This window comes from Pararhodospirillum photometricum DSM 122, from assembly GCF_000284415.1.
GTDB classification, from domain to species: Bacteria; Pseudomonadota; Alphaproteobacteria; order Rhodospirillales; family Rhodospirillaceae; genus Pararhodospirillum; species Pararhodospirillum photometricum.
The window spans coordinates 3,284,314-3,310,030 of record NC_017059.1 but is presented as its reverse complement, the minus strand read 5'-3'; the positions used below and the strand labels follow the sequence as shown (position 1 = coordinate 3,310,030).

The 25,717-nt window shown below is 64.5% G+C and carries 19 protein-coding genes, 4 tRNA genes and 1 pseudogene; 20 read left to right on the top strand and 4 right to left on the bottom strand.

From position 1 onward, the window contains the following. The first annotated feature begins 22 nt into the window (after nt 1-22). The 8 genes from RSPPHO_RS14760 (at nt 23) to RSPPHO_RS14730 (ending at nt 5,365) form a co-directional block, all read left to right on the top strand. Entirely contained in the window at nt 23-1,159 is a 1,137-nt protein-coding gene (locus tag RSPPHO_RS14760) for a GNAT family N-acetyltransferase/peptidase C39 family protein (RefSeq protein WP_014416017.1), read from the top strand. Between the two features lie 7 nt (nt 1,160-1,166). Then, nucleotides 1,167-2,657, top strand: coding sequence for a RimK family protein (locus tag RSPPHO_RS14755; RefSeq protein ID WP_041795722.1), 1,491 nt, complete (start codon nt 1,167-1,169; stop codon nt 2,655-2,657). 60 nt (nt 2,658-2,717) lie between these two features. Then, nucleotides 2,718-2,793 (top strand) — tRNA-Phe (locus tag RSPPHO_RS14750). A gap of 33 nt (nt 2,794-2,826) precedes the next feature. Next, a tRNA-Phe gene (locus tag RSPPHO_RS14745) sits at nt 2,827-2,902 on the top strand. 34 nt (nt 2,903-2,936) lie between these two features. Beyond that, nucleotides 2,937-3,012: transfer RNA gene (locus RSPPHO_RS14740), tRNA-Phe, on the top strand. 29 nt (nt 3,013-3,041) lie between these two features. Next, nucleotides 3,042-3,117: transfer RNA gene (locus RSPPHO_RS14735), tRNA-Phe, on the top strand. A 379-nt stretch (nt 3,118-3,496) separates the two neighbouring features. Beyond that, nucleotides 3,497-4,963, top strand: coding sequence for a S8 family peptidase (locus RSPPHO_RS19355; protein ID WP_157879264.1), 1,467 nt, complete (start codon nt 3,497-3,499; stop codon nt 4,961-4,963). Between the two features lie 48 nt (nt 4,964-5,011). Continuing rightward, a complete protein-coding gene (locus tag RSPPHO_RS14730; protein ID WP_041795720.1) occupies nt 5,012-5,365 on the top strand; it encodes a hypothetical protein in 354 nt (117 codons plus the stop codon). A gap of 88 nt (nt 5,366-5,453) precedes the next feature. Here the strand turns inward: RSPPHO_RS14730 and cobJ are convergent, their stop codons facing one another. From cobJ to RSPPHO_RS14710, 4 genes and pseudogenes are all read right to left on the bottom strand, one after another. After that, nucleotides 5,454-6,245, bottom strand: a complete 792-nt coding sequence (gene cobJ, locus RSPPHO_RS14725) for a precorrin-3B C(17)-methyltransferase (RefSeq protein ID WP_014416012.1) — start codon at nt 6,243-6,245, stop codon at nt 5,454-5,456. Then, on the bottom strand, nt 6,233-6,967 hold the full coding sequence (locus RSPPHO_RS14720) for a precorrin-2 C(20)-methyltransferase (protein ID WP_041795718.1): 735 nt from the start codon (nt 6,965-6,967) through the stop codon (nt 6,233-6,235). Before RSPPHO_RS14720 ends, cobJ begins: the two co-directional genes overlap by 13 nt. Next, nucleotides 6,964-7,594 (bottom strand): annotated as a pseudogene (locus tag RSPPHO_RS14715) (precorrin-8X methylmutase). Before RSPPHO_RS14715 ends, RSPPHO_RS14720 begins: the two are co-directional and overlap by 4 nt. A gap of 144 nt (nt 7,595-7,738) precedes the next feature. Continuing rightward, the gene (locus tag RSPPHO_RS14710) at nt 7,739-8,983 is read right to left on the bottom strand and encodes a CaiB/BaiF CoA transferase family protein (RefSeq protein WP_041795716.1); all 1,245 of its coding nucleotides are present in this window, start codon (nt 8,981-8,983) and stop codon (nt 7,739-7,741) included. Nucleotides 8,984-9,222: 239 nt separating this feature from the next. On the opposite strand from RSPPHO_RS14710, the gene RSPPHO_RS14705 reads away from it, so the two are divergent. The 12 genes from RSPPHO_RS14705 (at nt 9,223) to ptsP (ending at nt 25,584) form a co-directional block, all read left to right on the top strand. Then, nucleotides 9,223-10,281, top strand: coding sequence for a BMP family lipoprotein (locus RSPPHO_RS14705; RefSeq protein ID WP_051013921.1), 1,059 nt, complete (start codon nt 9,223-9,225; stop codon nt 10,279-10,281). Continuing rightward, the gene (locus RSPPHO_RS18145) at nt 10,271-12,748 is read left to right on the top strand and encodes a bacteriohemerythrin (RefSeq protein WP_051013920.1); all 2,478 of its coding nucleotides are present in this window, start codon (nt 10,271-10,273) and stop codon (nt 12,746-12,748) included. The genes RSPPHO_RS14705 and RSPPHO_RS18145 overlap by 11 nt, the downstream gene beginning before the upstream one ends. Then, nucleotides 12,745-13,707 (top strand): SiaB family protein kinase, encoded by a 963-nt coding sequence (locus tag RSPPHO_RS20650; RefSeq protein WP_014416005.1) that lies wholly within the window; start codon nt 12,745-12,747, stop codon nt 13,705-13,707. The genes RSPPHO_RS18145 and RSPPHO_RS20650 overlap by 4 nt, the downstream gene beginning before the upstream one ends. A 139-nt stretch (nt 13,708-13,846) precedes the next feature. Continuing rightward, entirely contained in the window at nt 13,847-15,886 is a 2,040-nt protein-coding gene (locus RSPPHO_RS14690) for an HD family phosphohydrolase (RefSeq protein ID WP_197535615.1), read from the top strand. Nucleotides 15,887-16,167: 281 nt separating this feature from the next. Beyond that, entirely contained in the window at nt 16,168-17,886 is a 1,719-nt protein-coding gene (locus tag RSPPHO_RS14685) for a methyl-accepting chemotaxis protein (RefSeq protein ID WP_242390515.1), read from the top strand. Between the two features lie 124 nt (nt 17,887-18,010). Then, complete coding sequence (locus RSPPHO_RS14680; protein ID WP_041797597.1) at nt 18,011-19,342, top strand: replication-associated recombination protein A; 1,332 nt, start codon at nt 18,011-18,013, stop codon at nt 19,340-19,342. Beyond that, on the top strand, nt 19,339-20,391 hold the full coding sequence (locus RSPPHO_RS14675; RefSeq protein ID WP_339325386.1) for an RluA family pseudouridine synthase: 1,053 nt from the start codon (nt 19,339-19,341) through the stop codon (nt 20,389-20,391). Before RSPPHO_RS14680 ends, RSPPHO_RS14675 begins: the two co-directional genes overlap by 4 nt. 127 nt (nt 20,392-20,518) lie before the next feature. Further along, on the top strand, nt 20,519-21,871 hold the full coding sequence (locus tag RSPPHO_RS21290) for a hypothetical protein (protein WP_242390514.1): 1,353 nt from the start codon (nt 20,519-20,521) through the stop codon (nt 21,869-21,871). Nucleotides 21,872-21,921: 50 nt separating this feature from the next. Further along, nucleotides 21,922-22,806, top strand: a complete 885-nt coding sequence (gene rapZ / locus RSPPHO_RS14665) for an RNase adapter RapZ (protein ID WP_014415999.1) — start codon at nt 21,922-21,924, stop codon at nt 22,804-22,806. Between the two features lie 249 nt (nt 22,807-23,055). Beyond that, entirely contained in the window at nt 23,056-23,460 is a 405-nt protein-coding gene (locus RSPPHO_RS14660) for a PTS sugar transporter subunit IIA (protein ID WP_041795714.1), read from the top strand. A 32-nt stretch (nt 23,461-23,492) separates the two neighbouring features. Then, nucleotides 23,493-23,810 carry an HPr family phosphocarrier protein gene (locus tag RSPPHO_RS14655; RefSeq protein ID WP_014415997.1) on the top strand — a complete coding sequence of 106 codons (318 nt, stop codon included), beginning with the start codon at nt 23,493-23,495 and terminating at the stop codon, nt 23,808-23,810. Beyond that, nucleotides 23,797-25,584 carry a phosphoenolpyruvate--protein phosphotransferase gene (gene ptsP / locus RSPPHO_RS14650; protein WP_041795711.1) on the top strand — a complete coding sequence of 596 codons (1,788 nt, stop codon included), beginning with the start codon at nt 23,797-23,799 and terminating at the stop codon, nt 25,582-25,584. The genes RSPPHO_RS14655 and ptsP overlap by 14 nt, the downstream gene beginning before the upstream one ends. The last annotated feature ends 133 nt before the right edge of the window (nt 25,585-25,717 follow it).

Below are 25,717 nucleotides of genomic sequence, written 5' to 3'. Positions count from 1 at the left end.
CTCCCAAAAGGAGGACACCCCCATGACCGGGGTTGTGCGTGCCTTGACCGCTCGAGACCTTCCGGCTTTGGTGGCCCTGGAGGAAGCCTGCTTTACCGGCGATCGGATGTCGCGACGCAGCTTTCAGCGCCTGCTCAAGAGCCCCAACGCCTTGTTTGTCGGGGTAGTGGGGGAGGTCGAGGGCGAGGAGGAAGGCCCGCTGGCCGGCTATGCCCTGGTCCTGGTGCGCACCGGAACCTTGCTGGCGCGTCTGTATTCCCTGGCTGTGGCGCCTGCCTTCCGGGGGCGGGGGCTGGGCCGGGTGCTGCTGGACGCCGCCGAAGCCCGGGCCCGGACCTTTGGCGCGGCGGCCATGCGCTTGGAGGTGCGGCCCGACAACGCCGGGGCCATTGCCCTCTACCGCGCCCGGGGCTACCGGGATTTTGCGATCTACCAGAAGTATTATGAGGATCTTTCGGACGCGCTGCGCATGAGCAAGTCCTTGCTGGGCGCGCTGCGTGATATCGACTCCAAGGTGCCGCTCTATCATCAAACCTTGCCGTTTTCCTGCGGCGCCGCCTGTTTGATGATGGCCATGCACGCCCTTGATGCCTCCCAGCCCATGGACCAGACCCAGGAAATCCGCCTCTGGCGCGAGGCCACCACCATCTTCATGACCAGCGGACACGGGGGGTGCGGTCCCCACGGTTTGGCTCTGGCCGCCCACCGGCGAGGCTTTCGCGCCGAGGTCTATGTCAGCGAAACCGGGCCCTTGTTCGTGGAAAGTGTGCGCGACCCTCGCAAGCGCGAGGTTCTGCGCCTTGTGCATGAGGAGTTCGAGGGGGACTGCCACCGGGCCGGGGTGCCTGTCATCCCCCGGGCGCTCAGTGTTGCCGACGTCACCACCGTGGTGGCGCAAGGCGGCGTGCCTATCGTCCTGGTCAGTCAATACCGGCTGCTGCGGGAAAAAGCGCCGCACTGGGTTGTCGTTTCCGCCGTTGACGACCACTGTATTTACGTCAACGATCCCGACGTTGATTTATCGGAAGAGACCTCCTCCTCGCTGGAATGCCTGCGGCTTCCCATCCCCCGTCGCGATTTTGAATCGATGGCGCGCTTTGGCCGGTCGCGATTGCGCGCGAGCGTGGTGCTCTACCCGGCCGACCCTCCCGAGCCGTGAGCTGTCGATGCTCCTCATTCTTTCCGAACGCAAGCCCGAGACCTTTCCGCCCAGTGTGGCCGGGCTTGTGGTGACCCCACGGGCCTACATCGCCGACCCCGACCGGGGCAAAGCCGGGCATCCGGCGGTGCGGGTGCTGAACCTGTCGGGCGACTGCGCCTACCTTGGCCTGGGCTACTATGCCTCCTTGCTGGCCGAGGCCCGGGGGCACACCGTGCTGCCTTCGGTGGAAACCCTGGTGAGCCTAAATCGCCGGGTGATCCGCAAGTTCTTGTTGCGCGATCTCAATACCGCCCTGCGTGCCCGCCTGGGGGCGCTGGGGGTAGGGGTGGAGCGCGCCCCATTCAGCCTGTTCGTGGCCTTCGGCGCCACCCCGGACCCGCGCTTTGTGCGGTTCGCCCGGCAGGTCTGGGAGGCCTTCCCCGTGCCCCTGGTCGAGGTCCTGGTGACGCCGTGTCCGCGCCTGGACTGGCGGATCAAGGATATCCGGCCCCTCTCGGCCCGTGACCTTCCTCAAGGGCGTGAGGCGTTTTTTCAAGAGCAGTTGGCCCGGGTCCTGGGTAAGGGCGATTGGAAGGCGCCGCGCGTGCGCACCCAGCCCCGCTGGTCCCTGGCCGTCCTGTGCGACCCCGCCGACCCCACCCCGGCCTCGGACAAAGAGGCGCTGGCCAAGCTGGCGCGGGCCGGGGTGCGCCAGGGCGTGGGCGTCACCCTGCTCACCCGGCATGACCTGCCCCGGCTGGGCGAGTTCGATGCCCTGTTTATCCGCGAGACCACCAACGTCAACCACCACACCTTCGCCTTCGCCCGCAAGGCCGAGGCCGAGGGGATGCCGGTCATCGACGACCCGACCTCCATCTTGCGCTGTTCGAACAAGGTCTATCTCGCCGAGCGCTTGGCGGCGAATGGCGTGCCCACGCCGCGCACCCTGGTGGTGGATCGCCGTCACCTGGTGCAGGTCGAGGACCACTTTAAGTATCCCATTGTGCTGAAAATTCCCGACGGCAGCTTTTCGCGCGGCGTGGTCAAGGTTGAGGACCGCGAGGCCCTGGTCAGCCTGGGGCGCCGGCTTCTGGCGTCGTCCGACCTCATTTTGGCCCAGGAGTTCATGCCCACCGCGTTTGACTGGCGGGTGGGCATTCTCAACGGTCAGCCGCTCTATGTCAGCCAGTACATGATGAGCCGCCACCACTGGCAGATCGTCAAACACAACGCCGATGGCTCCGAGGAATACGGCGGTTTTCGCACCTTTGATGTCGCCGATGCCCCGGCCGAGATCGTTGCCCTAGCGCTGCGGGCCGCCAACCTGATGGGCAACGGCCTTTATGGCGTGGATCTCAAGGAAACCGAGCGGGGCTGCTTTGTCATTGAGGTGAACGACAATCCAAGCATTGATGGTGGTGTTGAAGATCACTTTCTCAAAGGAAAGCTGTACGACACCCTGATCGGCGAGTTTGTCCGCCGCCTGGAAGAAAACCATCACAAAAAACGCCATTAAGGGCTTGCCACACCCCCGGGGATGGGCTAGAAAGCCGCCCTCCCCGATAGGGAGAACGAGGCCCAGGTAGCTCAGTTGGTAGAGCATGCGACTGAAAATCGCAGTGTCGGCGGTTCGACTCCGTCCCTGGGCACCATTCGTTTTCTGTGTCGGGCCTGATCGTGGCGGCGCCCAGGTAGCTCAGTTGGTAGAGCATGCGACTGAAAATCGCAGTGTCGGCGGTTCGACTCCGTCCCTGGGCACCACGACGATCCAGACGAAGACGCCCAAGCGCCTTGGGCCCAGGTAGCTCAGTTGGTAGAGCATGCGACTGAAAATCGCAGTGTCGGCGGTTCGACTCCGTCCCTGGGCACCATGCGCCGGTGTTTCTTTGTGAAGTCCTGAGCCCAGGTAGCTCAGTTGGTAGAGCATGCGACTGAAAATCGCAGTGTCGGCGGTTCGACTCCGTCCCTGGGCACCATGGCCCCCAAGACCGAAAAGGTTTTGGGGGCCTTCCTTTTTGGGGCTTCCCAGTTTTGAAAAGCATGGTCGAGTGCTCGGCAAAGGGGGACGAGTCGCTGTGTCGGAAGTGGGGGAGGGGGTGTTTGCAAAGGGGAAGGGTGAGGAGGTTCTCGCTAGGAGAATGGTCGTTTAAGTTTTTCGTGCTCTCATAAGGAGGGCGCAATCTCTATAGGTGTTGTTTTGTGGTTATTTTCCTTGTGTTCGAAAGAACGGACTTGTCACCGACGTCATCTTTGGAGAAGGTTTTTTAGTTAAACGGGAAATTTGTCACTGTTCCTTATTTAAGGAGAGTTGGCATGGGGACTGGGTCTTCTTCGTCTGTTCCTCGTCGTGGGGCCGTGGGAAATTCAGAGGAGAGCTCTGAGCGTCCTGTAAAATATTATACGCGGCCAAGAGTTGCAAAAATCGATAAAAATGCGGCGCGCCGGCATTATAAATCCCTAAAGAGAAAATATCTTAAAAAGGGGATTGATCTTGTTTTGCGAGGGCGTCGCGATCCGTCGCCGCAGTCTTTTGATCCGGCCACAATTTCAATTGTTATTCCTCCCTGGCATAGCCCCTCCGGGGGTGGCCAAGGTGTGGCTGTTCAACGTTCTGTCGGACTCTCTGGAGGTGCCTCTCTTTTAAGCGTAAAAGAGCAACGGCGGCGCACGAAGCAGTTTTTGCGCGAGAGTCTAGGGAGTTTGGGGTGGAATGGGGAGTTGCGTAACAGTGCGACGATGTCTCCTTTCCCGCCTGTCGCTGCGGCAGGGGGAGCAGGGGTCGCTGCTTTGCCAAAAGCGAGCGGAACGATCCGGTGGCTCAAGGCGCTGGATGTTTTTTTCCTCGACAACGGGAGCGAGGCTGAGAAGGCGGCCTTGATCAAGAAGGGGGCCGTTGTTCTGCCCAATCAGGTCGTGCGGCTCAATAAGCCAGCGGCCCGGAGCCTTCTTCCCGGTGTGGGGCCGAGCGACCTGTGGCATTTACGTCAGGTCAATATCGGGAACGCTGCGAACCGGCCAACCGGAAAGGGAGAGGTCGTTGGTGTCTTGGATACTGGGGTCGAGGCGAAGCATTCAGAGTTGGAGGGGCGTGTTGTTGGCTTCCAAAAGTTTTCTGCCCGTGGAGAGAAAGTCGCTGCCGAGGCCAGGGACCACGATGGGCACGGAACCCACGTTTGCGCCCTGATTGCGGGAAGGAAGTGTGGTATTGCTCCAGGGGCTCAATTGGCGGTGGCCTCAGTTTTAACCGAAAAATCTTCAGGAGGAGCATTCGGGTATTTTGCTCAAATTCTTGCTGGGTATGACTGGCTGGTCGAATTGAGAAAAAAGGGAAGTTATAATCTGGGTGTTATCAATATATCAGCAGGAACGCAAGAGTATAGCAATTATCTTCTTGCGTCTATCCAGCAGGCTAGGATCGCTGATGGGATCTTGACGGTCGTAGCGGTTGGAAATGAAGCCTCGCTTAGCGCGACCAGTAGTCCTGGAAATTATCCTGGGGTCGTTTCTGTTGGGGCGACAGATCAGAGCGATAACGTGGCCACGTTTAGCAACTCAGGAAATCCCGCTGCTCATCCAGCGGAAAGGAAGCCTGACCTTGCTGCTCCCGGAGTGGAGGTAGTCAGTGCTTGGCTTGGAGGGAAGTTCCGAAGGATGTCGGGAACGTCCATGGCAAGTCCTATCGTGGCCGGGGCGGCCGCCCTGCTTCGCGAGCAGGAAGGCGGCGATCCCGATGCCGTGGACGTTAGGTTGCGCACCCTTGTCGCTCCTGGCACCGCTTCCCCAAGAAGCGGGGCAGGAAGACTTGATTTGAGTAGCCTATGAGCCTAAGCTAAAAATAGCAGGTATCTTAATCCAGCGGAGCTTGGACCCATGAACGGGAACGCCCTAAAGCTTCGATTGGAGCGCCAGCCAGCGTCACAGGATGTCACGTTGATCCTTAACTGGACACATTCGCCAGATTTGGAGGCGCTTCGATCCATCTCATCGTATACGGAGCGTCGTCAGCGCCTCGACGCCTTCTACGATGCGCTGAAAAAGCCGCTCTTACGCGACTTTGAGCAGTTTCCAGGGGTAACGATCACCAACGCCCTGGAAGGAACGGGGCAGGCTATCGTCGTGGCCAAGGCCGAGACGTGGCGCTCTTTGCTCAATCTCCAGAATTCACCCTTTGAGAATAAGGAGATTGAGGTTCAATTCAATGACAAAGTTTACGCAATGTCGTGATTTCTCGAGAGAGGGGCGAAGTTAGCCGTTTCTTCGCCATCAACGAGGGGTCTGGGGAGGCCGCGCCTCCCCAGCCTTAAAAGCGGAACTACTTCCCGTAAAATCTCGGCGTATACACCCACGCCTCTCCCCCCTCGGGCCGGGGAATGAGTCGGGTGGTGGACGAACCGATCAGGACGACGGTGCGCATGTCCACGTCTTCGGGTCGCACGTCCGCCAAGGTCGTGAGGCGGATCCGCTCGTCGGGGCGGCCGATGTCGCGGCCTAGGACCACCACGGCCTCGCCGGTGCGATGGGCGCGCACGATCTCGAAGGCGCGGCCCAACTGCCAGGGGCGGGCCTTGGAGATCGGGTTGTAGAAGGCCATGACGAAATCGCCGGCGGTAGCGTGAACCAGCCGGTTTTCGATCACCTCCCAGGGCTTGAGGTTATCCGAGAGCGAGAGCAGGCAAAAATCGTGGCCGAGGGGGGCGCCGACCCGGGCGGCGGCGGCCTGGGCGGCGGTCAGGCCGGGAACGATGGTCAGTTCCACCGCGTGCCATGCCGGATCGCTGGCGCCGTCCAGGGCTTCCAGGACCGCTGAGGCCATGGCGAACACTCCCGGATCGCCCGAGGACACTACCGCCACCCGCGCCCCTTGGGCGGCGAGGGTGAAGGCGTGGCGGGCCCGGTCGAGTTCGACCCGGTTATCCGAGCCGTGCAGGGTTTGGTCGGGGCGAAACGGCCCAGCCATCTGCACGTAGGTCTCATAGCCCACGATGTGGTCGGCGGCGGCCAGGGCGGCGCTGGCCTCGGGCGTGCGCCAGGCGAGATCCCCGGGGCCCAGGCCGACCACCCAAAGGTGGCCGCGCACGGCGGAAGCGTCGCTCATGGTGCCCATCGCAGGCCAGGGATAAGGATTTGCGCGAAGTAGGGCACCTCGTCGGTGCGCACCTCGGACAGCGGCATCAGGCGCTGATCGGCCATGGTGGCGCGTTCGGCGTAGAGGGCCCGGTCGGTCAGACCGAGGTCGGCAATGACCCGGCGGACCTTGGGAAACTGGGTGCCCAGCTTCATGATAGCGGCGGCGTCGGCGCTAGCGAGGCGGGCCTTCAGGTCTTCCTCGGGCAGGACGCCGGACAACACGGTGAGCGTCTGGTTGCGATAGACCAGGGGCACCCCCAGTTGGGCGGCGCAGGCCACCACCGAGTTGACCCCAGGGACGACCGTGGTGGCGTAGCGTTCGGCCAAACGGTCGTGCAGATACATGAACGAGCCGTAGAAGAACGGGTCGCCCTCGCACAGCACGGCGACGTCGCGCCCGGCATCAAGGTGGGCGGCCACCTGGGCGGCGCTCTCATCGTAAAAGTCCACCATCAAGGTTTCGTAGTCGAGGGGCGGCGCTAGGGTTTCGGTGGTCACCGGATAGATCATGGGCAGCAGGGTCTGCTCGGGCCGCAGATACTCTTCCACGATGGTCAAGGCCCGTCCCTTGCGCCCGCGGGCTGCCGGGTAGGCCACCACCGAGGCCTCGCGCAGCAGGCGGACCGTCTTTAGGGTCATCAACTCGGGATCGCCCGGGCCGACGCCCAGACCCAACAACCGGCCGGGAATCTGGCTCATACCTCGTGCTCCGTGCCCAGGGCGTTGAGGGCGGCCGAGGCCATGGCGCTGCCGCCGCGTCGGCCCCGCACCGCGACAAAGGGAACGCCCCGGCTGTCGGCGGCCAGTTCGTCCTTGGATTCCGCCGCGCCCACGTAGCCCACGGGGAAACCGAGGATCAGGGCCGGACGCGGCGCGCCGGCGTCGAGCATGTCGAGAAGATAGAACAAGGCGGTGGGGGCATTGCCGATGGCCACCACCGATCCGGCCAGATGGGGGCGCCACAGTTCCAGGGCCGCCGCCGAGCGGGTGGTGTCGAGCTGCTTGGCCAGGGCCGGAACCTCGGGGTCGTTGAGGGTGCACAGCACCGGGTTGTTGGCCGGCACTGCGTGCCTTGGTCACGCCCTCGGCCACCATGCGGCAATCGCACAGGATGGGGGCGCCGGCGGCCAGGGCGGCGCGGCCGGCAGCCCCGGCGCCGGGCGAGAACATCAGGTCGTCGATGATATCGGGCATGCCGCAGGCGTGGGCCACGCGCACGGCCAGTTTTTCCAGGTCGTCGGGGATCCGCGACAGGTTGGCCTCGGCCCGGATGAGGGCGAAGGACTGGCGGTAAATCGCGTGGGCGTCGCGGGTATAGGTCCTCATGGGCGGTATCCGTTTCTGCGGCTTTGAGAGCGGCGCTCGTCTTACACCAGCCGCGCGGGGGGGGGAAGGGCGCACGGGGGCAAGAAAGGCCAAACGGAACGAGGGGTCTGGGGAGGTGCGCCTCCCCAGCCTTGCCTTTTTTCTTTACCCGATGACCCCTTGCGCCGTGAGGGCATCCAGCCGCGCCGCAGTAAGGCCCAGAAGATCGCCCAGCACCCCACGGGTATGCTGCCCCAACAGCGGCGGAGCCTCGGCCGGCGCTGCCGTTTCGGTGCCCGACAGCCGCAGCGGCGAGCGCACCAGCGGCACCGTGCCGGACAAGGGGTGAGGGACCTCCAAGCGCAGGCCGCGCGCGAGCACCTGGGGATCGGCAAAAACCTGATCCAAGGTGTTGATCGGCCCACACGGCACCCCCACCGCCTCCAGCGCCGCCAACCAAGCCGCCGTGGGGCGCTCCTTCAAGCGCGGTTCCAGCAGGGCCAGCAGGGCGTCGCGATGGGCCACCCGGTCGCGGTTGCGGGCAAAGCGGGGGTCGTGGGCCAGGGCGGGCAGGTCAGCCACGGCACAGAAGCGCTCGAACTGGCCGTCGTTGCCCACCGCCAGCATCAGGTGGCCGTCCTGGGTCGCCATGGCCTGATAGGGCACGATGTTGGGGTGGGCCGTGCCCAGGCGTCCCGGGATCAGGCCGCCCACCAGATGGTTCATGGCCTGATTGGCGAGGCAGGCCACGGCGGTATCGAGCAAGGCCAGATCCACCGCCCGGCCCACGCCGGTTTGCTCGGCCTCGCGGATGGCCGCCACCAGCCCGAGGGCGGCGTAAAGGCCGGTCAGGATATCGACCAGGGCCACGCCAATTTTCATGGGGCCGCCGCCCGGCTGGTCGTCGGGCAGGCCGGTCAGGCTCATGAGGCCGCTGCGCGCTTGGATCATGGCATCGTACCCGGCTTGCGTTGCGGCCGGGCCGGTTTGGCCGAAGCCGGTGATCGAGCAGTAGACCAGGGCCGGGTTGACGGCGTGCAGGCTGTCACGATCCAGGCCATAGCGGGCAAGGCCGCCGACCTTGAAATTCTCGATGACCGCGTGCGAGCGCTTGGCCAGGGCGCGGATCAGGGCTTGGCCCTCGGGATGGGCGAGGTCAATGGCCACCGACTTCTTGCCCCGGTTGGCCGCCAGGAAATAGGCGGCTTCGGCGGTGTCGTGGCCGTGGTCGTCCTTGAGGAACGGCGGGCCCCAGGTCCGGGTGTCGTCCCCACCGCCCGGTCGCTCGATCTTGATCACCTCGGCGCCAAGATCGGCCAGCGCTTGCGTGGCCCACGGGCCGGCCAAAACCCGGGACAAATCAAGGATTCGAATTCCCTGAAGGGGCAGGGGCGCAGGGGCGGAGGACATTCCTGGGTGCCTTTCGAGGGGGGGAGTGAAGCCGTCCCGTGGGGGATGCGGGGCTGCCGCCTCGGGCCCCGCGCCACCCATCTTGCGGCCCCTCGCCTAAAAACGATGCAGATTGTTATAGTTTCAGGGATGTCGTAAAAAGGGAAGGGGGAAAGAAAGAGAGGGGGAGGGTCATGTCAAGCGCGCGACGCAAGGCGTCGAGGGAGCGTGCCCAGGGACGAAGGACATGGGGGGGGCTCGTGTTCGGCGTCTTGCTAACCTTGGCAAGCGTGACCTCGGCGGAGGGCAAGGCAGGAGCAGGGCAACTGGACCCCGCCCTTTTATTCGAAGCCGAGGACATCACCAGCGGCGGTTTCGAGCGCTTGGCCCTGGACGGGGCTCGGTCGTTTGCCGCGCTCTATGGCGTTCCTGTGGAAATCTATACGCCGGGGAAGGTCGCGACCCGCAGCCAGGGCGCCGACGAGCGCGAACGTCTTTCGGTCCTGGTGAGCAACGCCTTGGGCGCGGGGCATACGGTGATAGTCGGAGTGGGCTATTCGTTTAGCGCCCTGTTTGATGCGGTGGCCCCGGATCATCCCGGGGTGCGTTTTGTGGTGCTGGACGATGCGGTCAGCCAGCCCAACGTCCAGTCCCTGATGTTTCGCGAGGAGGAGGGGTCCTATCTCGTCGGGGCGCTGGCGGCTCAGGTGACGCGGTCGGGGGTTCTCGGGTTTGTCGGCGGCAAGGATATTCCCTTGATCCGCAAGTTTGGCTGTGCGTTCGCCCAAGGGGCCCATGACCAACGGTCCGACGTTAAGGTGGTCTGGCGGATGACCGGGACCACTAATCTCGCCTGGGGCAACCCCGAGCGCGGCGGACAACTGGCCCAGGCCTTGGTCGCCGAGGGCGCCGATGTCGTCTATCACGCCGCCGGGCAAACCGGGGACGGGGTGATCCGGGCCGCAACGGCCGCCGGCGCCTTTGCCATTGGGGTGGATGTCAATCAGAACGGGCAGGTTCCCGGGCGTGTGCTGACCTCCATGCTGAAGCGTACCGACGTGGCGGTGTTTCTGGCGCTTAAGGATCTGGCTGAGGGGCGCTGGCAGCCCGGGGTGCGGCGGCTGGGCTTGAAGGAAGGGGCCATCGACTGGGCCCTGGATGGCAATAATATCCTGCTCATTACGGAAGAGCGGCAGGCTATCCTCGACGACCTGCGCTTTGCGATCATTGCCGGACGCGTCAAAGTCATTGATTACGATGCCGAGGGTCGGTCTTGCCCCTTCCTCGACTTTGGTCCCGAGGCCCCCGATGACCTTTAATCCCACCACCGGCCCCGAGACCTTTTTGCTATCCTCCGACAAACCGGTGCGTCGGCGCATTGCCTTGGTGCTGCGCACGGGGCTCACCGGCCTGACCTTTCTTACCTTGGTGGCGACCGGGGGGGCCTTGGCGGCGTTTTGGGGCTTGACCCGGGACCTGACGCCAATCGTGACCGAGGCGCTGCCGGCGCTGGCCTCGGCCAACGAAATGATGCGGCTGGTCAAGACCATCGACGCCGATGCCCGCCGCCTGCCCAACCTGGAGGGGGATTTTGCCATCGAGACCGTGCGCGGCCAGATCGAAACGCTGACCGTCGCCTTGCGCGCCACCCTCGACACCCTGGGGGAGCCCCGGCTGCCGAGCCCGGAGCGGGTGGCCTTGGAGGGCATCATCACCCAGATGGAGGGCACGCTCCATCGGCTGACCGCCTTGATCTTGGAGCGCAGTCAGGCCGATGCCAAGCTGGCCCGCCGAACTCAGGCCCTGGTCGAGCTCCGCGCCCAGATCTCGGCGGCCGCCCAGGGCAAAGGCGATGGTTCCGCCGCCCAGCAGGCCTGGACCTTGATGGAGGCCAGCGGTCTGATGCTGGCCGCGCTGTCCTCGCCCGATCCGCGCCAGATTGTTGACCTCTCGCGCGCCTACGGCCGGCAGATGGATGCCCTGGCGGCTCTGACCGACGCCCCCTTGGGGCACGACGAGGAGCTTTTGCGCGACCGGACCCTGGGGCGCCTTGATGCTCTTTCCGATGTGTTCGGATTGCGCTTGGAGCGCCAACGGCTTGATGTCCGCATTCAAGGTGCCCTGCGCCGTTTGGTTGTCATGGACCGTCTGGTCCAGGCCGTAGACGAGATTGCCCAGGCCCTGACCCGGTCCTCCCTTGATCGTGCGACGGTTCTGGAACAGCGCCTCGCCCGGTTGACCCAGGTGATGGTCTGGATCTCGGTGTTGGCCTTGCTGTCGGCGGCGGCCTTGCTGTTTTTTGTCAACCGTCGAGTGGTGGCGCGCATGGTCAGCCTTCAGCGGGGCATGCACTCCCACGTGGTGGGCGATCCCCTGCCGCTCTCGACCAAGGGCGACGACGAAGTGGCAGCCATGGCGGCGAGTTTCCTGCATTTTGTGCGCGAAGTGCGCGCCCGGGAAGCCCGGCTGGAGGCCCAGCGCCAGGATCTTGATCAAACCATGAACGAACTGAGTGATGCCTATGGCGTGATCTCCAGTTCGATCCAGTACGCCAGTTCGATACAGCGGGCCATTTTGCCCGACGAAACCACCTTGCACCGGTGTTTTCCCGAGGTTTTCGTGATTTGGGAGCCTCGCGACGTGGTGGCCGGCGATATTTATTGGTGCCGACCTTGGGGAGACGGCGTGTTGTTGCTGTTGGGGGACTGCACGGGCCATGGCGTGCCCGGGGCTTTCATGACCCTGATTGCCAACGGTGCCTTCCACGGGGCCATCTTGGAGGCGCCGCCCGGCGATCCGGCCGCCTTGCTGGCCCGCATGCACCAGCTCATTCAAGGCGTGTTGATCCGAGACCGCGCCGCCGCCGAGGGCGCCCCGCGTTTGTCGGCGGTGGACGACGGCATGGAGGCTGGGGCCTGTTTCCTCAATCCCGATGCCGGCGTCATGATTTTTGCCGGAGCGCGCTTTTCCCTATTTGTCCAAGACGGCGAGACGGTCGAGGAGATCGCCGGCAACCGCCATGGCCTGGGGTATCGCAAGGTTCCCCATGACGCCACTTTTACGAATGTGCGCCTGCCGATTTCCACATCGGCTTGGTATATTCTCTCAACCGATGGCCTGATCGATCAGGTGGGCGGCGAGCGCCGCCGCGCTTTTGGCAAGCGTCGCCTGCGGGAGGTTCTGGCCGGTCTCGACAGTCTGCCTCCCGAAGCTCGCAAGGCCGTGATCTTGGAGGCCCTGCGCGCGCACCAGGGCGACGAGATGCGCCGCGACGACGTGTCTCTCATTGGCTTCAAGGGCTACGGCGAAGCCCTGGTGGCCGACGAGTCCTGGGCTCTCACTCTCGACGATGCGCTGCTCACCGGCGTTCGCGAGATCGACGAGGATCACCTCAAGCTCTTTGAACTGGTCAACCGGGTGGGCGTCGTGTTGGCGCGCAACGATACCGAGCGCCTCGCGCGGCTGATCAGCGATCTGGCCTCCTATACCCACTGGCACTTCCGGCATGAAGAGCGGCTCATGCAGGTGCACGACTACCCGGGCAGCGCCCAGCACAAGCGCGAACACGATCTCTTGATCCAGCAAACGACGGCCCTTCAAGCGCGATTGGCCAGCGGTGATGAGCACGCCACCGATGGTCTCATGGATTTCCTGGCAGACTGGCTGCGGCTGCATATCCAGGTCATGGACAAGGCCCTGGGAGAGTATCTCCTGGCCTTTGAGGCTGAAAAAAATGATCCGGCCCCTTCCGCCCGGGAGACCGGAAGAACAGGGGAAACGCAATGACGTTACTTGCCTCCAATCTGTATGCCCTTAAAAATCAATTAAATTCAGACGGTGTCATTTTTTGCTACAGCGGCTATCTGACACAGGAAGTTCTCGAAGGGATCGGCACCGCCTTGCGTGCCAAGCTGGCCTTTGACCAGACCGAACGCAAGGTTGCCAAAAACCTGTTCTCTGTTTTCGTGGAACAGGTGCAAAATGTCGTGCGATACTCTGCCGAGAAAGAAACCGGGCCCGATGGTTTGGAGACGGGGGCGGTGCTGCGGTATGGCATCTTGCTTGTTGGGCGAGATGGAAAGGGTTATTTCGTGTCTTGCGGGAATTTGATCCACGATCACGACGTGGATCGCCTGCGGACCGATTTGACGGCGATTGCCGGCCTCAGTCGCGAGGAATTGATGGCTCTCTACAAGCAGACCTTGAAAAATGGCGCGCCCGAGGGCAGCAAAGGGGCCGGCGTTGGGTTTCTCGACATCGCCCGGCTGGCCAGCGGGGGGGGTGGAGTTCGACTTCACGCATGTGGACCAAGGTTACAGCTTTTTTGCTCTGAACGCTCGGATGTGAGTGACACTCTGATGGACACGATTGTTATCGAGCGAACCACCCGCTCGCCCGACATACGTTTTGATTTCACGGCGAATACCTTTTCCATGGCCGGGGAGTCGTATCCCGAAGATGTCTCCGCGTTCTATGGGCCTCTTCTGCACAAGCTGGAGGCCCATTTGGAGGCCTTGGACAGCGCCGCCGTGCGGTTTCGCTTTGAGTTGATCTATTTTAATAGTTCAACGGCAAAGGTTCTGATGGAGCTTTTTGAAATTCTCGACGAGGCCGGGCGGCGTGGCAACGCAGTCTCCGTGGTTTGGGCCTATGAGCAAGATGACGATAACCTCAAGGAATTGGGGGAAGAGTTTGGCGCCGAACTCAGTCACGCTAGTTTTGAAATGGAAGAGTTGCCGCTTTAGAGGGCGTGGCCGACGCGTCGGTTGCTTCCTCAGTCAAAGAGAGAAGCCTGGGGAGGCGGGCCTCCCTAGACCCCTCATGTCTTGAGGGGAGGAGGTCTGAAGCCGCGGGGGGAGCCCCTGGATCATGAGGAAAGCGCCGATGAGCACCGAACTGTTCGCCAAGGAACAGGCCATTCTCGACCGGGCCCGCGCGGCGCTTGCCACCTCACACCAGGAGTTTGAGAGCCTCGCCGTGGGCTACGAAAGGCTGCTCAAGCAGGTGCGGCGTTTGGTGCAGATTTCCGATCGCTCCGAGGAGCGGCTCAAGGACGCCAACCTGCTCATCGAGCAACAAAAGCTCGCTCTTGAAAAAGCCAACGAGGAAATCTCGCGCCACGCCGAGTTGCTGGAAGTCAGGGTGCGCGAGCGCACTCGCGAACTGGCGGCCGAACGCGCCAAGCTGGAGCGTTTGGTGCGCATCGGCATCACCTTGGGGGGCGTGCGCGATGGCGCCGTCTTGCAAGAGACCATCTTGGAGGGGGCGCTGGAACTTTCCGGGGCGGACGGGGCGGTGTTGTATTTTCTGGACGACAACGCCCTTATCCCGCGCTTGGCCCGCATCGACTCCTTGGGGTTGCGTCGCGGCGGCACCCTCTTGCCCCTGCCGGATCTGCCCGCCGTCCCCTTGCGCACCGAGGCCGGTCGCCCCAACGACAAGGACATCGTGGCCGCCGCCGTCCAGGTGCGACGCTCCTTGGTGGTGGATGACGCCTACGACCAAGCCCCCTTCGATTTGTCGCTGGTTTACCAACTGGATCTTCGCCTCGGCTACCGCACCCGGTCCTTGCTGGCCGTCCCTCTCATTCCCCGCGGCGCCGAGGTGATCGGGGTTTTGCTGCTGCTCAATGCCCGGGATGCGGATAGCGGAGCGATTACCGGGTTTTCGGCCGAGACGCGGCGCATCGTCGAGGCTTTGGCCTCTCAGGCCGCTGTGTCGATCGACAATTATAGCTTGTTGGAAATCCAGGGAAATCTCCTGGAATCCTTTATCGAGCTGATCGCCGGCGCCATCGACGCCAAGTCGCCCCACACGGGGGGGCATTGCGCGCGCGTTCCCGAGATCGCCCAGATGGTGGCCGAGGCTGCCTCGGTCCAGGCCCAAGGGCCCTTTGCCGCGTTTGCCCTCACCTCCGAAGACGAGTGGCGCGAGTTCAGGATTGCGGCGTGGCTCCACGACTGCGGCAAGGTCACCACCCCCGAGTACGTGGTGGACAAGGCGACCAAGCTGGAAACCCTGTATAACCGGATTCACGAAGTGCGCACCCGCTTCGAGGTGCTCTGGCGCGAGGCTGATATCGCGTATTGGCGCGCCCTCGCCCAAGGCGAGGCCGACGAAGCCAGCTTGGCCCGTGAGCGCGACGCCTTGAAGGCCACCTTGCAAGACGAGTTTGCCTTTGTCGCCCAATGTAACATTGGGGGCGAGTTCATGGCCCCGGCCGACCTGGAGCGCCTCCAGGTCATCGCCGGGCGGACCTGGACGCGCTATTTTGATGATACCCTGGGGCTGGCTCATCTGGAGGTGGATCGCTTGCCCCCCGACCATCCGGCCCCTCCTGTCGAGGAACCCCTGCTCGCCGATCGTCCTGAACACCGGGTCTCCCGGCCGTCCGGCGAAACCTTCCTGCCCGACGCCCGGATGGATATTCCGGCCTATCTCTACAACTTCGGTGAGCTATACAATCTCTCCATCCGTCGCGGCACCTTGACCGAAGAGGAACGCTTCAAGATTAACGATCACGTGGTGCAGACCATTGCCATGCTGCGCCGCCTGTCCTTTCCCAAGTCCTTACGTCGGGTGCCGGAATACGCAGGCGCCCACCACGAAACCCTGGCCGGGACGGGCTACCCGCGCCGCCTGCGGGCCGAGGAAATGTCGGTGCCAGCGCGGATCATTGCTCTTGCCGACATTTTTGAAGCGCTGACCGCCGCCGATCGCCCATACAAAAAGGCCAAGTCTCTGGGGGAGGCCCTCAAGATCATGGCCTTCATGGCCCGTGATCGCCACATTGACCCGGATCTTTTCGATCTCCTGCTGGAGAGCGGTATCTATCGCCTGTATGCCGAGAGCTATCTTCTCCCCGAGCAGCTTGGGCCCATCGATCTTGCCGCCTTGCGGGGGATCGTGCACGGCACGCCCTGACGTGGCGGCAGTCCCGTGTTGCCTGACCAAAGGCAATAAAGATGGGTGGCTTTTTTGATTATTTTTTTAAAAAAAGGACGAACCCTATCCAGGGATAGGCCGAGTAGACGCCCCCCCCTATTTTTTTGGGGGTATGTTCCTTTTGCTTGGTGATAGCTCAGAGTCCATGATAAAAATTGGAAGATCTTCCCAGAATTTTGTTTTGAGTAAAAACTACCTGGGGAGAAAATCCATAAAATTTTCCGGGCTGGTGCCCTGTTTCCTGCTCGTTGAGGACAGCCATGAATGCCTGGCTACAAAAGCTGAGCGTTTTTCAGAAAATTCTCCTTCCGCTGATCTTGGTGGTCTTGACCCTGGTTCTGTTGATCGGCGCTTTGATGACCGGCTTTGGTCAACTGGAACGGCAGGCCAGCACGTTGATCGATGTGGATGCCAAGCGCGCCGTGATGGCCATGGACATCCGGGCGGAAACCAACAATGCCACCGTTTCGGCCTTATCCTTGCTCCTGGACGGATCCGACCAGGACCACCAAGCGGCGGCGGGGCGTTTTGAGGCCAGCGTTGATAAAGTGTCGCGTCTTCTCGCCGAGGGCCATCGCATGGCCTCGACCCCGGAGCGCCGGGCGGCGGTTGAGGAAATCCAGGCCCGCTTTGCAACCTATGTAACGGCCACCCGCAAAGCCATGGATCTGGCGCGCGGTGGAGTGCGGGAGGAGGCGTCGCGGGCCTTTCTGACCGAGGCGCGCGCCGCTCGTGTGGCCTTTGGCGACATCATGACCCAGCGGGCCGAGCAAAATGTCTTGGACATGCAAGCCGCCAAGGAGCGCATGCACAGCGACATTCTGACGACAACAACCCTGGTTTCCGGCTTGTCGGGCGGCCTGACCCTGCTTGCCCTAGGGCTCCTGTATTGGGTGGTGTCGCGTTTTGTCACCAATCCGTTGAGCCACCTGAGCGTGTTCGTCGAGCGTGTCATTCGGGGGGATTATTCGGGCACCCCGGAGGGGGAGGAGCGTCGCGACGAAATCGGCACCATTGCCCGGGCCCTCGCCTTGTTTCAGGAAAACGCCGTGGAGCGTCAGGCCCTGGAGCAAGCCAATCGCGACCGGATCGCCACCAGTGAATACCGGCAAAAGGCCGTGGGGAGCCTGATGACGGCGTTTCGGGAGCGCTCGGCCGCCGTGCTGGAGGCGGTCCAGACGGCCTATACCGGGCTGGAAGATACCGCCCGCACCTTGACCGGCACCGCCGAGCACTCCAACACGCTGGCAGCGTCGGCGGCGGCGGCTACTCAACAAGCCACCGCCAGCGTGCACGGCGTGGCTACGGCCGCCGAGCAGCTTTCCATTTCCATTCGGGAAATTGGCCGGCAGGTCGAGGAGTCCAACCGCCTTTCCGAAGTCGCCGCCGACGAAGCCCGGACCACCAATGAAACGGTGCGCGGTCTGGCCGAGGCGTCCGGGCGCATCGGCGAGGTGGTCAAACTGATCAACGACATTGCCTCCCAAACCAACCTCCTGGCCCTCAACGCCACGATCGAGGCGGCGCGGGCCGGCGAGGCGGGCAAGGGATTTGCGGTGGTGGCCAGCGAGGTCAAAAGCCTCGCCAACCAGACCGCCCGGGCCACCGACGAAATCAGCGCTCAGATTGGCGCGGTCCAGCTTTCCACCGAGCAGGCCGTGGGGGCGATCGGCAGCATCGTCGGGCGCATCGGCGAGTTGAACCAGATCGTGGCGGCTATTGCTGCCGCCGTCGAGCAACAGTCGGCCGCCACCGCCGAGATCGCCCGCAATGTTCAGGAGGCGGCGAGCGGGACCCAGGGGKTGGCCCAGGCCATTGACGGGGCGCGCAATGCCTCGGTCGAGACCGGGCGGGCTGCCAATGCCGTGATGGCTTGCACCCACACCCTGGCCCAGGACAACGAATCCTTGCGCGGGACCGTTCAGAAGTTTTTTGACGAGATGCGCGAGGCGGTGAACCGGACGGTGTCCGCCGCCTGAGCGGGCGGGAGAGAAAGAGAAGGCTGGGGAGGCGGGGCCTCCCAGGCCCCTCCCATCCTGGGGGGTGCCCTTTGGCGTGGGAAATGGTCTAGGCTGGACGCCTGTGTCCAGTCTGGAGGTGATCGTGAGCCGTCCGCCAAGTCTCTTCGATCGGGATGCCCCCCGGCCCYTGGCCGACCGCCTGCGGCCCCGGGAGATCGCCGAGGTGGTGGGGCAAGATCATCTTGTGGCCGCCGAGGCTCCTCTGGGGCGGATGATCGCCTCGGGACACTTGGCGTCCATCATCTTGTGGGGACCGCCGGGCTGCGGCAAAACCACCCTGGCCCGGCTGCTGGCCCAGGCCTGCACCTTGGCCTTCGAGCCCCTCTCGGCGGTGTTCTCGGGGGTTGCCGACCTGCGCCGGGTCTTTAGCGAGGCCCGGAACCGGCGCGAGAGCGGGCAGGGGACCTTGCTGTTTGTCGATGAGATCCATCGCTTCAACCGCGCCCAGCAAGACGGTTTCCTGCCGTGGGTCGAGGATGGAACTGTGATCTTGGTGGGGGCGACGACGGAAAACCCCTCCTTTGAACTCAATGCCGCCTTGCTGTCGCGCTGTCAGGTTTTGGTGTTGCGCCGTTTGGATGATCCGGCTCTCGACACCTTGTTGAGCCGAGCCGAGGGCGTGCTGGGGCGGCCGTTGCCCTTGAGCGAGGCGGCGCGGGTCACGCTCAAGGCCATGGCCGATGGCGATGGGCGGTTTTTGCTCAACATGGCCGAGGCCCTGGCTGATCTGCCCGCCTCGCCCTGCCTGGACCCCGAGGCCCTGGGCAAGGTGATCCAACGCCGCGCTCCCCACTACGACAAGGACCGCGAGGGGCATTTCAACCTGATCAGCGCCGTGCATAAATCCTTGCGCGCCTCGGATACCGACGCGGCCCTCTATTGGACCGCGCGCATGCTGGACGCCGGCGAGGATCCGGCCTATCTCTTGCGCCGCCTGACGCGCTTTGCCGTCGAGGACATCGGCCTCGCCGATCCCGATGCCCTGCGCCATGCCATCGCCGCCTGGGAGGCTTACGACCGCCTGGGCTCGCCCGAAGGGGATCTCGCCATCACCAATCTGGTGCTGTACCTGGGCACGGCGCCCAAATCGAACGCCGCCTATACCGCCCACAAGGCCGCCCGGCAGGCGGCGCGCCAGAGCGGATCCCTCATGCCGCCCCTGACCATCCTCAATGCGCCCACCCGCTTGATGCAGGATCTTGGCTACGGCAAGGGCTACACCTACGACCACGACGCGCCCGACGCCTTCAGCGGTCAGAACTGCTTTCCCGAGGGGATGGCGCGTCAGCGATTTTATGATCCGCCCGAGCGGGGGTTCGAGCGCGAGGTCCGGCGGCGGCTCGCTTGGTGGGACCGTCGTCGCCAGGAGCGTTCCCCCGGGCCGGGCCCGACGACAACGGAGAAACAGTCATGAGCGTGGTCATCCTGACCGTCCCGCCCGAGGAAGCCGGCCAGCGCCTCGACCGCTGGGTGCGCCGCCAGATGCCGGGCCTGACCCAGGGGCGCTTGGAAAAACTTCTGCGCACCGGCCAGATGCGGGTGGATGGCCGCCGCGCCACCAGTAACCTGCGCTTGGAAGCCGGGCAGGCGGTGCGCATTCCCCCGCTGCCCGATGCCGATACCCCGCCGCCGCCCCCGACGCCCCGCCCCCGGCCCGTGCGCGAAAGCGAGATTCGCGCCTTGCAGGCCGCCATCTTGCACAGCGACGATCACCTGATCGTGCTCAACAAGGCGCCGGGACTGGCGGTGCAAGGCGGTACCGGCACCGACCACCACCTGGATGCCATGCTTGATGCCTTGGCCGGAGGAGGCGAGCGCCCCCGCTTGGTCCACCGCCTGGACAAGGATACCAGTGGTGTTCTCGTCCTCGCCCGCACCCAGGCGGCAGCCCGCTTTTTGACGGCGGCGTTTCGGGCCCGCGACACCCTCAAGGTTTACTGGGCCCTGGTGGTGGGGCGCCCCCCGCTGGAACAAGGCACGATGCGCGGCGCCTTGGCCAAAGAGGCGCGCGGCCGTGGTGAGCGCATGGTGGTCAACGAAGAGGACGGCCGCCCGGCCATCACCGATTTTCGGGTCATTGATCAGGCCGTCGGCGCCTGCGCTTGGCTTGATCTGCGCCCGCGCACCGGCCGCACCCATCAATTGCGCGTGCACTGCCTGGAGATGGGCATTCCGATTCTGGGCGATGGCAAGTATGGCGGGCAGGGCGCCTTTTTGCCTGAACTGCCGGTGGCGCGGCGCCTGCACTTGCACGCCCGGGCCCTGGCCATCCCCCATCCCAAGGGCAATGTGCTGCGGGTGGTGGCGCCTCCCCCCCTCATTTCAAGGAGAGCCTCGTCCACCTCGGCTTCGCCCTGGCCGATGCCCCCGACCCCTTCCTGGGCTGGGAAGACGCCGGATAACCCCTCCCGCCCAAGGAAAGAGGGGCCTGGGGAGGCCTGCCTCCCCAGCCTTTCTTTTTGACGCCATCCGGTCCAGCCCGGAACCCTGCGCCAGATTCTCCCTTTTTTAACGCCGCCCTGCTTTCCTGGACGGGACGGATGGGGGTGTGTCCGCCGAGCCCCCCTTGTCTTAGGGGAGGAGAACGATCATGGGACGCAAAACCCGCTGGGGACTGGCTCTCGGCGCCGCACTGGTGCTCTCGGCCTGTGGCTCCGTGGGAGGGGCCGGAGCGCCCCGGAGTACCGCCGCCGATGTCGCCTTGGCCGACTTGGCGCTGGCCTCCCTGGCCAAGGGCGATTATGCCCAGGCCGAAATCTTCGTCGATCGCGCCATGCAGGCCGAAGCCCAGGATCCCTACGCCCTCCTGGCTGCCGGCCTCTTGTACCAAAACACCAACCGGCCTGTCGAAGCGGTGCGGGTCTACAAGATCCTGGTCCACTTGGCGCCCCAGGACGAGGCCACGGTTGGTGCCTGGTTCCATTTGGAGCGCCGGCCCCTGACCGACATTGCCCAGGGTAACCTGGAAATTCTGGCGATGCTGCCCGCGACCGCCGCCGCCATGGCCGAACCGGTTGTGCCACCGCGCCAAATGGCCGCTGCCGCTGCCGCTCCGGCCAACGACGGAGAGGGCCCGCGCTCCCTGGTTCCCCGTTCCCAAGCGCCGGCGCCCGCCGCCACGGCAAGCGCTCCCCTTGTGCCGCCGGTGGGCCCCGTTGTTGCCCCGACCACCCGGCCTTTTATTGATCCCGCGTCGGTGACAGCGGTCATCGGCCGGTTCCTCACGTTGAATCGCCTGCTGGCCGATGGTCTGATGACCCAAGAAGAGTACAGCGTGCTTGACATCCTCTTTCCCTTCCCATGGCGTGGCCGGAGCATGGTTCCGGGCTCCCCCCCCTGGAGTCAAGGCACGCGCACATCCGCGCAGGCCCGTCGCATACGGCATGCCCCAGCCCCCTCTTCATTTCCCTCCCCAAACGAGACAGGATTTGACCCCCAGCCTGCCCTGGGGCACAGTGCGCGCATGAGCTTGACATCCTCTTTGCCGACCACCCTGCACGCCACCGCCTTGGAAAAAGGCGGGGTTGCCATCTTGTTGCGCGGGCCCTCCGGGGCGGGCAAGTCCGATCTGGCCTTGCGCCTGCTCGATCGCGGGTTTCGCCTGATTGCCGATGACCGGGTCGTCCCCCATGTGGAGGAGGCCGGCCTGCGGGTCAGTGCGCCATCGGCCCTGGCCGGTCTTCTCGAGGTGCGGGGCGTGGGGATTGTGTCCGTGCCGGCCGTGGGGGGCAGCGTCCCCCTGGCCCTGGTCGTGGACTTGGTGCCCGGCGGCCCCGTGGAACGCCTGCCCGACCCGGCCTGGGCCGTCATCGAGAACACGCCCGTTCCCCTGGTGCGCTGCGACCCCTGGGAACTGTCAGCTCCCCACAAGGTGGACTTAGCGCTCGCCCTGCGGCGCGAGGAGAGCCCCCTGTCCTACCTGAGCCACACCCCGTCTTACTGACCCACGCTCCTGCTGCCCCACGCCCCTGCTGACCCGCGAGAGTCGCCGCGATGCCCCCTCGTTCGTCTCAACCCGATCCCCTCCAAACCCGCCGCCGGGTGGTGGTCGTTACCGGACTGTCCGGGGCGGGGCGCTCGACCGTGCTGCGGGCCCTGGAAGACATGGGGTACGAGGCCATCGACAATCTTCCGCTGCGCCTGCTCGACCCTTTGCTGGATCCCCCGGCACCGGGAGCCCTGGCCCTGGGCCTGGACTGCCGTACCCAGGGCTTTGATGTGGCCACGGTGGTTCAGGCCCTGGACCGACTGGAGGCCGATACCAGCTTGGAAGTGCGCTTGATTTTCGTCGATTGCGACGACGAGATCTTGGTGCATCGCTACGCCGAAACGCGCCGCCGTCATCCGCTGGCGCTCGACCGCCCCCTGCCCGATGGCATCGCCCTGGAACGCCAGCTTGTGGCCCCCCTGCGGCCGCGGGCCTTTCGCACCCTCGACACCACCGACACGCCGCCTGGGCGGCTCAAGGCCCTTCTTGAGAACGACTTTGCCCTTGATGCCCGCTCCGACATGATCGTGATCGTGACCTCGTTTGGCTTTCGCCATGGAGTCCCGCGCGAGGCCGATCTCGTTTTGGATGTCCGTTTTCTTGATAACCCGCATTACGATTCCACCTTGCGGCCTCTGACGGGCCGGGATCCAGGAGTGGGGGCGTTTATTGAGCGCGACCCGGATTGGCACGAGTTTTTTGCAAGAACCACGTCCCTTTTCAACCTTTTAGTGCCGCGCTACCAACGCGAGGGCAAAAGCTCCCTGACCCTTGCCATTGGCTGTACTGGTGGACATCATAGGTCGGTTTACACGGCCGAGCGTTTGGCGGCATGGTTGACCGAGGCTGGCGTTCGCACGCGCCTTAGTCATCGCGATCTCGGACGCTAGAGGATCCTGGGCACTCAGGGCTCGGGACAATCACAGGAGGGGCGCTTGGCACGATGGTGGAGGAGGAAGGCTGGGGAGGCAGGCCTCCCCAGACCCCTCGGGCGATTTGGTAAGAAATAACGCGGAGGTCGGGAGGCCMCCGCTTACAGGCAAAAGACGGGGCGACGACCGTTCGGAAAGATCCAGGGAACCGGTGTGCCAAGATCCGGCACCCTCTGGACACAGGCTCAGGGGTTGGGGAACGATCACATGATCGGCATGGTACTTGTCACCCACGGACGTCTGGCGGAAGAGTTGATCGCCGCGACCGAACACGTCATGGGCAAACAAGACCGGGTGAAAGCGGTCTGCATTGGCCCGGAAGACGATATGGAACAACGCCGCCAGGACATCATGGCGTGCATTCGCGAGGTAGAAAGCGGTAAAGGGGTGATCTTGCTCACCGACATGTTCGGCGGCACCCCCTCCAACCTTGCGATTTCGGTCATGGAGCGCGCCCGGATCGAGGTGATCGCCGGCGTCAACCTGCCCATGCTGATCCGCCTTGTCACGGTGCGCGACACCTTGCCCCTGGAGGACGCGACCTCCAGCGCCCAGGAAGCCGGCCGTAAATACATCAACGTGGCCTCGCGCCTGTTGGCGCAAAACCCCTGACGGGTTTTCTCCCTTGGAGCCCTTGTCCACTCATGAGCACCCTCTCTTGCGGGACCGACACGGTTCTGGCCTCCCCTGACAGCGTTCGTGTCGAGGCCGAGATTATCAATCGCCGGGGCTTGCACGCCCGCGCGGCGGCTAAGTTTGTCAAGACGGTCGAACAGTTCTCGGCCGAGATCACGGTCTCAAACCGGGGTCAGTCGGTCTCGGGCCGGTCGATCATGGGCCTGATGATGCTAGCGGCCGGCCCGGGCACCACCATCGCCCTGGAAGCCAACGGCCCCGACGCCGACCGCGCGCTGGAGGCCCTGTGTGCCCTGGTCGCGGACCGTTTCCATGAAGGCGACTGACACCGACGCTGACGCCACCCCGCGCTGCATTCGGCTGCAAGGCCTGGGCGTAGGCCCGGGCGTGGGCGTGGGACGGGTTCATGTTCATGAGGCGGGGGCGGTCGCGGTTCCCGAATATCGCATCCCCGCGAGCCGCGTCGAGACCGAGCGCCAGCGGGTGATCGAGGCCGCCGAGCACGGCTCGTCGCAGATCGCCACCTTGCGCCGCAAGGCCCGCCACCTGCCGGGCGCCACCGGCGAGGAACTCGACCATCTGCTCGACGCCTACCAGCAGATGCTCAAGGGCTCGCGCCTGATCAAAGGAGTCCTGGAGCGTATCGGCCGCGAGCGCGTGAACGCCGAGGCCGCCGTGCGCCACGAAATGGACGCCATGGCCGAGACCTTCGCCGCCATGGCCGACGCCTATCTGGCGGCGCGGGCCGAGGACATCCGCGATATCGGCTGGCGCCTGATCCGCGTCCTCACCGGCACGTCCAGCCGGGCACTGGCCCCCCTGACCCGCAACACGGTTCTGGTGGCCCACGACCTGAGCCCGGCTGATACCGCCTTGCTCAACCCGCGTGAGGTGGCGGGCCTGATCCTAGGCAGCGGCGGCTCGGACAGCCACACCGCCATCATGGCTCGCTCGCTCGGCCTGCCGGCGGTGGTGGCGGTGGCCGATGTCCTGCGCCATGTCCGCCCCGGCGACACGGTGTGCCTGGACGGCGAGGCGGGACTTGTTGTCATTGATCCTGACGAAGCGACCCAGGCCGAGTTCCGAGGCCGGCGCGCTGAGTTCCTGCGCACCCGGCGCCTGCTCGGGCGCCTGCGCGACCTGCCGGCCGAAACCCGCGACGGGACGCGCATCACCTTGATGGCCAATGTCGAACTGGCCGGCGAACTCGACGCCGTGCACCAAGGCGGCGCCGAGGGCATTGGCCTGTTACGCACCGAGTTCATGTTCATGAATCGCCCGGACCTCCCGGGCGAGGACGAGCAGGTGGCCTTCCTGCGCACCTTCATCGAGCGCATGGGCGGCCTGCCCGTGACCATTCGCACTTTGGATGTGGGGGGCGACAAGCTCGCGGTGTCGCTGGGCCTCGACGACTCCCCCAACCCCGCCCTGGGCCTGCGGGCCATCCGCCTGTCCTTGAGCCGGCTCGATCTGCTGCGCACCCAACTGGCCGCCATCCTACGCGCCGGCATCCATGGCCCGGTACGCATTTTGCTGCCCATGGTCGGCTCGATCGAGGAACTGGTGCAGGTTCGGCAGGTCCACGATCAGGTCGTGGCCGATCTGCGAGCGCGCGGCGTGCCGCTGGCCGATCCCCTACCGCCGCTGGGCATCATGATCGAGGTGCCCGGCGCCGCCTTGTGCGCCGACACCCTGGCCCGGGCCTGCGACTTTTTCGCCATCGGCACCAATGATCTGATCCAGTACACCCTGGCCATCGACCGCTCCGACCCCTCGGTCGGGCACCTTTACAACCCCCTGCATCCGGCGGTCCTGCGCCTGATCCAGTTTACGGTGCTGGCGGCGGGCCGCGCCAACATCCCGGTCTCGGTGTGTGGCGAAATGGCCGGCGACCCGCGCTTGGCCGGGGTTTTGCTGGGTCTCGGGGTCATGTCGTTGTCGATGTCGGCCAACAACATTCCCCGGGTCAAGCACACCCTTCGCCGCTTGGCTCTGGCCGATGCCCGCGAGCGCACGGCCACCATGATGGCGCTCAACGATCCCCAGGCGATCAGCGCGATTGCCGACACCTTGGCCGAGCGCCGACGGGGGAAGTCATAAGGAAGGCTGCCTCCCCAGACCCCACATTGATGGTGGCCCTGCGCATGAGCCCCCCCAGGATCGGAGGGGTCTGGGGAGGCCCCCGCCTCCCCAGCCTTCCTTTTCCTCGATTCCCCTTGATAACGATATAAAG

Bases quoted from the DNA above. Each gene is read 5' to 3' on its own strand.
- RSPPHO_RS14710 (WP_041795716.1), bottom strand. From the start codon at position 8,983: ATGTCCTCCGCCCCTGCGCCCCTGCCCCTTCAGGGAATTCGAATCCTT.
- RSPPHO_RS14730 (WP_041795720.1), top strand. From the start codon at position 5,012: ATGAACGGGAACGCCCTAAAGCTTCGATTGGAGCGCCAGCCAGCGTCA.
- RSPPHO_RS14760 (WP_014416017.1), top strand. From the start codon at position 23: ATGACCGGGGTTGTGCGTGCCTTGACCGCTCGAGACCTTCCGGCTTTG.
- RSPPHO_RS14755 (WP_041795722.1), top strand. From the start codon at position 1,167: ATGCTCCTCATTCTTTCCGAACGCAAGCCCGAGACCTTTCCGCCCAGT.
- cobJ (WP_014416012.1), bottom strand. From the start codon at position 6,245: ATGGGCACCATGAGCGACGCTTCCGCCGTGCGCGGCCACCTTTGGGTG.
- RSPPHO_RS14690 (WP_197535615.1), top strand. From the start codon at position 13,847: ATGAGCACCGAACTGTTCGCCAAGGAACAGGCCATTCTCGACCGGGCC.
- RSPPHO_RS14660 (WP_041795714.1), top strand. From the start codon at position 23,056: ATGATCGGCATGGTACTTGTCACCCACGGACGTCTGGCGGAAGAGTTG.
- rapZ (WP_014415999.1), top strand. From the start codon at position 21,922: ATGCCCCCTCGTTCGTCTCAACCCGATCCCCTCCAAACCCGCCGCCGG.
- RSPPHO_RS21290 (WP_242390514.1), top strand. From the start codon at position 20,519: ATGGGACGCAAAACCCGCTGGGGACTGGCTCTCGGCGCCGCACTGGTG.
- RSPPHO_RS14675 (WP_339325386.1), top strand. From the start codon at position 19,339: ATGAGCGTGGTCATCCTGACCGTCCCGCCCGAGGAAGCCGGCCAGCGC.
- RSPPHO_RS14655 (WP_014415997.1), top strand. From the start codon at position 23,493: ATGAGCACCCTCTCTTGCGGGACCGACACGGTTCTGGCCTCCCCTGAC.
- RSPPHO_RS20650 (WP_014416005.1), top strand. From the start codon at position 12,745: ATGACGTTACTTGCCTCCAATCTGTATGCCCTTAAAAATCAATTAAAT.
- ptsP (WP_041795711.1), top strand. From the start codon at position 23,797: ATGAAGGCGACTGACACCGACGCTGACGCCACCCCGCGCTGCATTCGG.
- RSPPHO_RS18145 (WP_051013920.1), top strand. From the start codon at position 10,271: ATGACCTTTAATCCCACCACCGGCCCCGAGACCTTTTTGCTATCCTCC.
- RSPPHO_RS14720 (WP_041795718.1), bottom strand. From the start codon at position 6,967: ATGAGCCAGATTCCCGGCCGGTTGTTGGGTCTGGGCGTCGGCCCGGGC.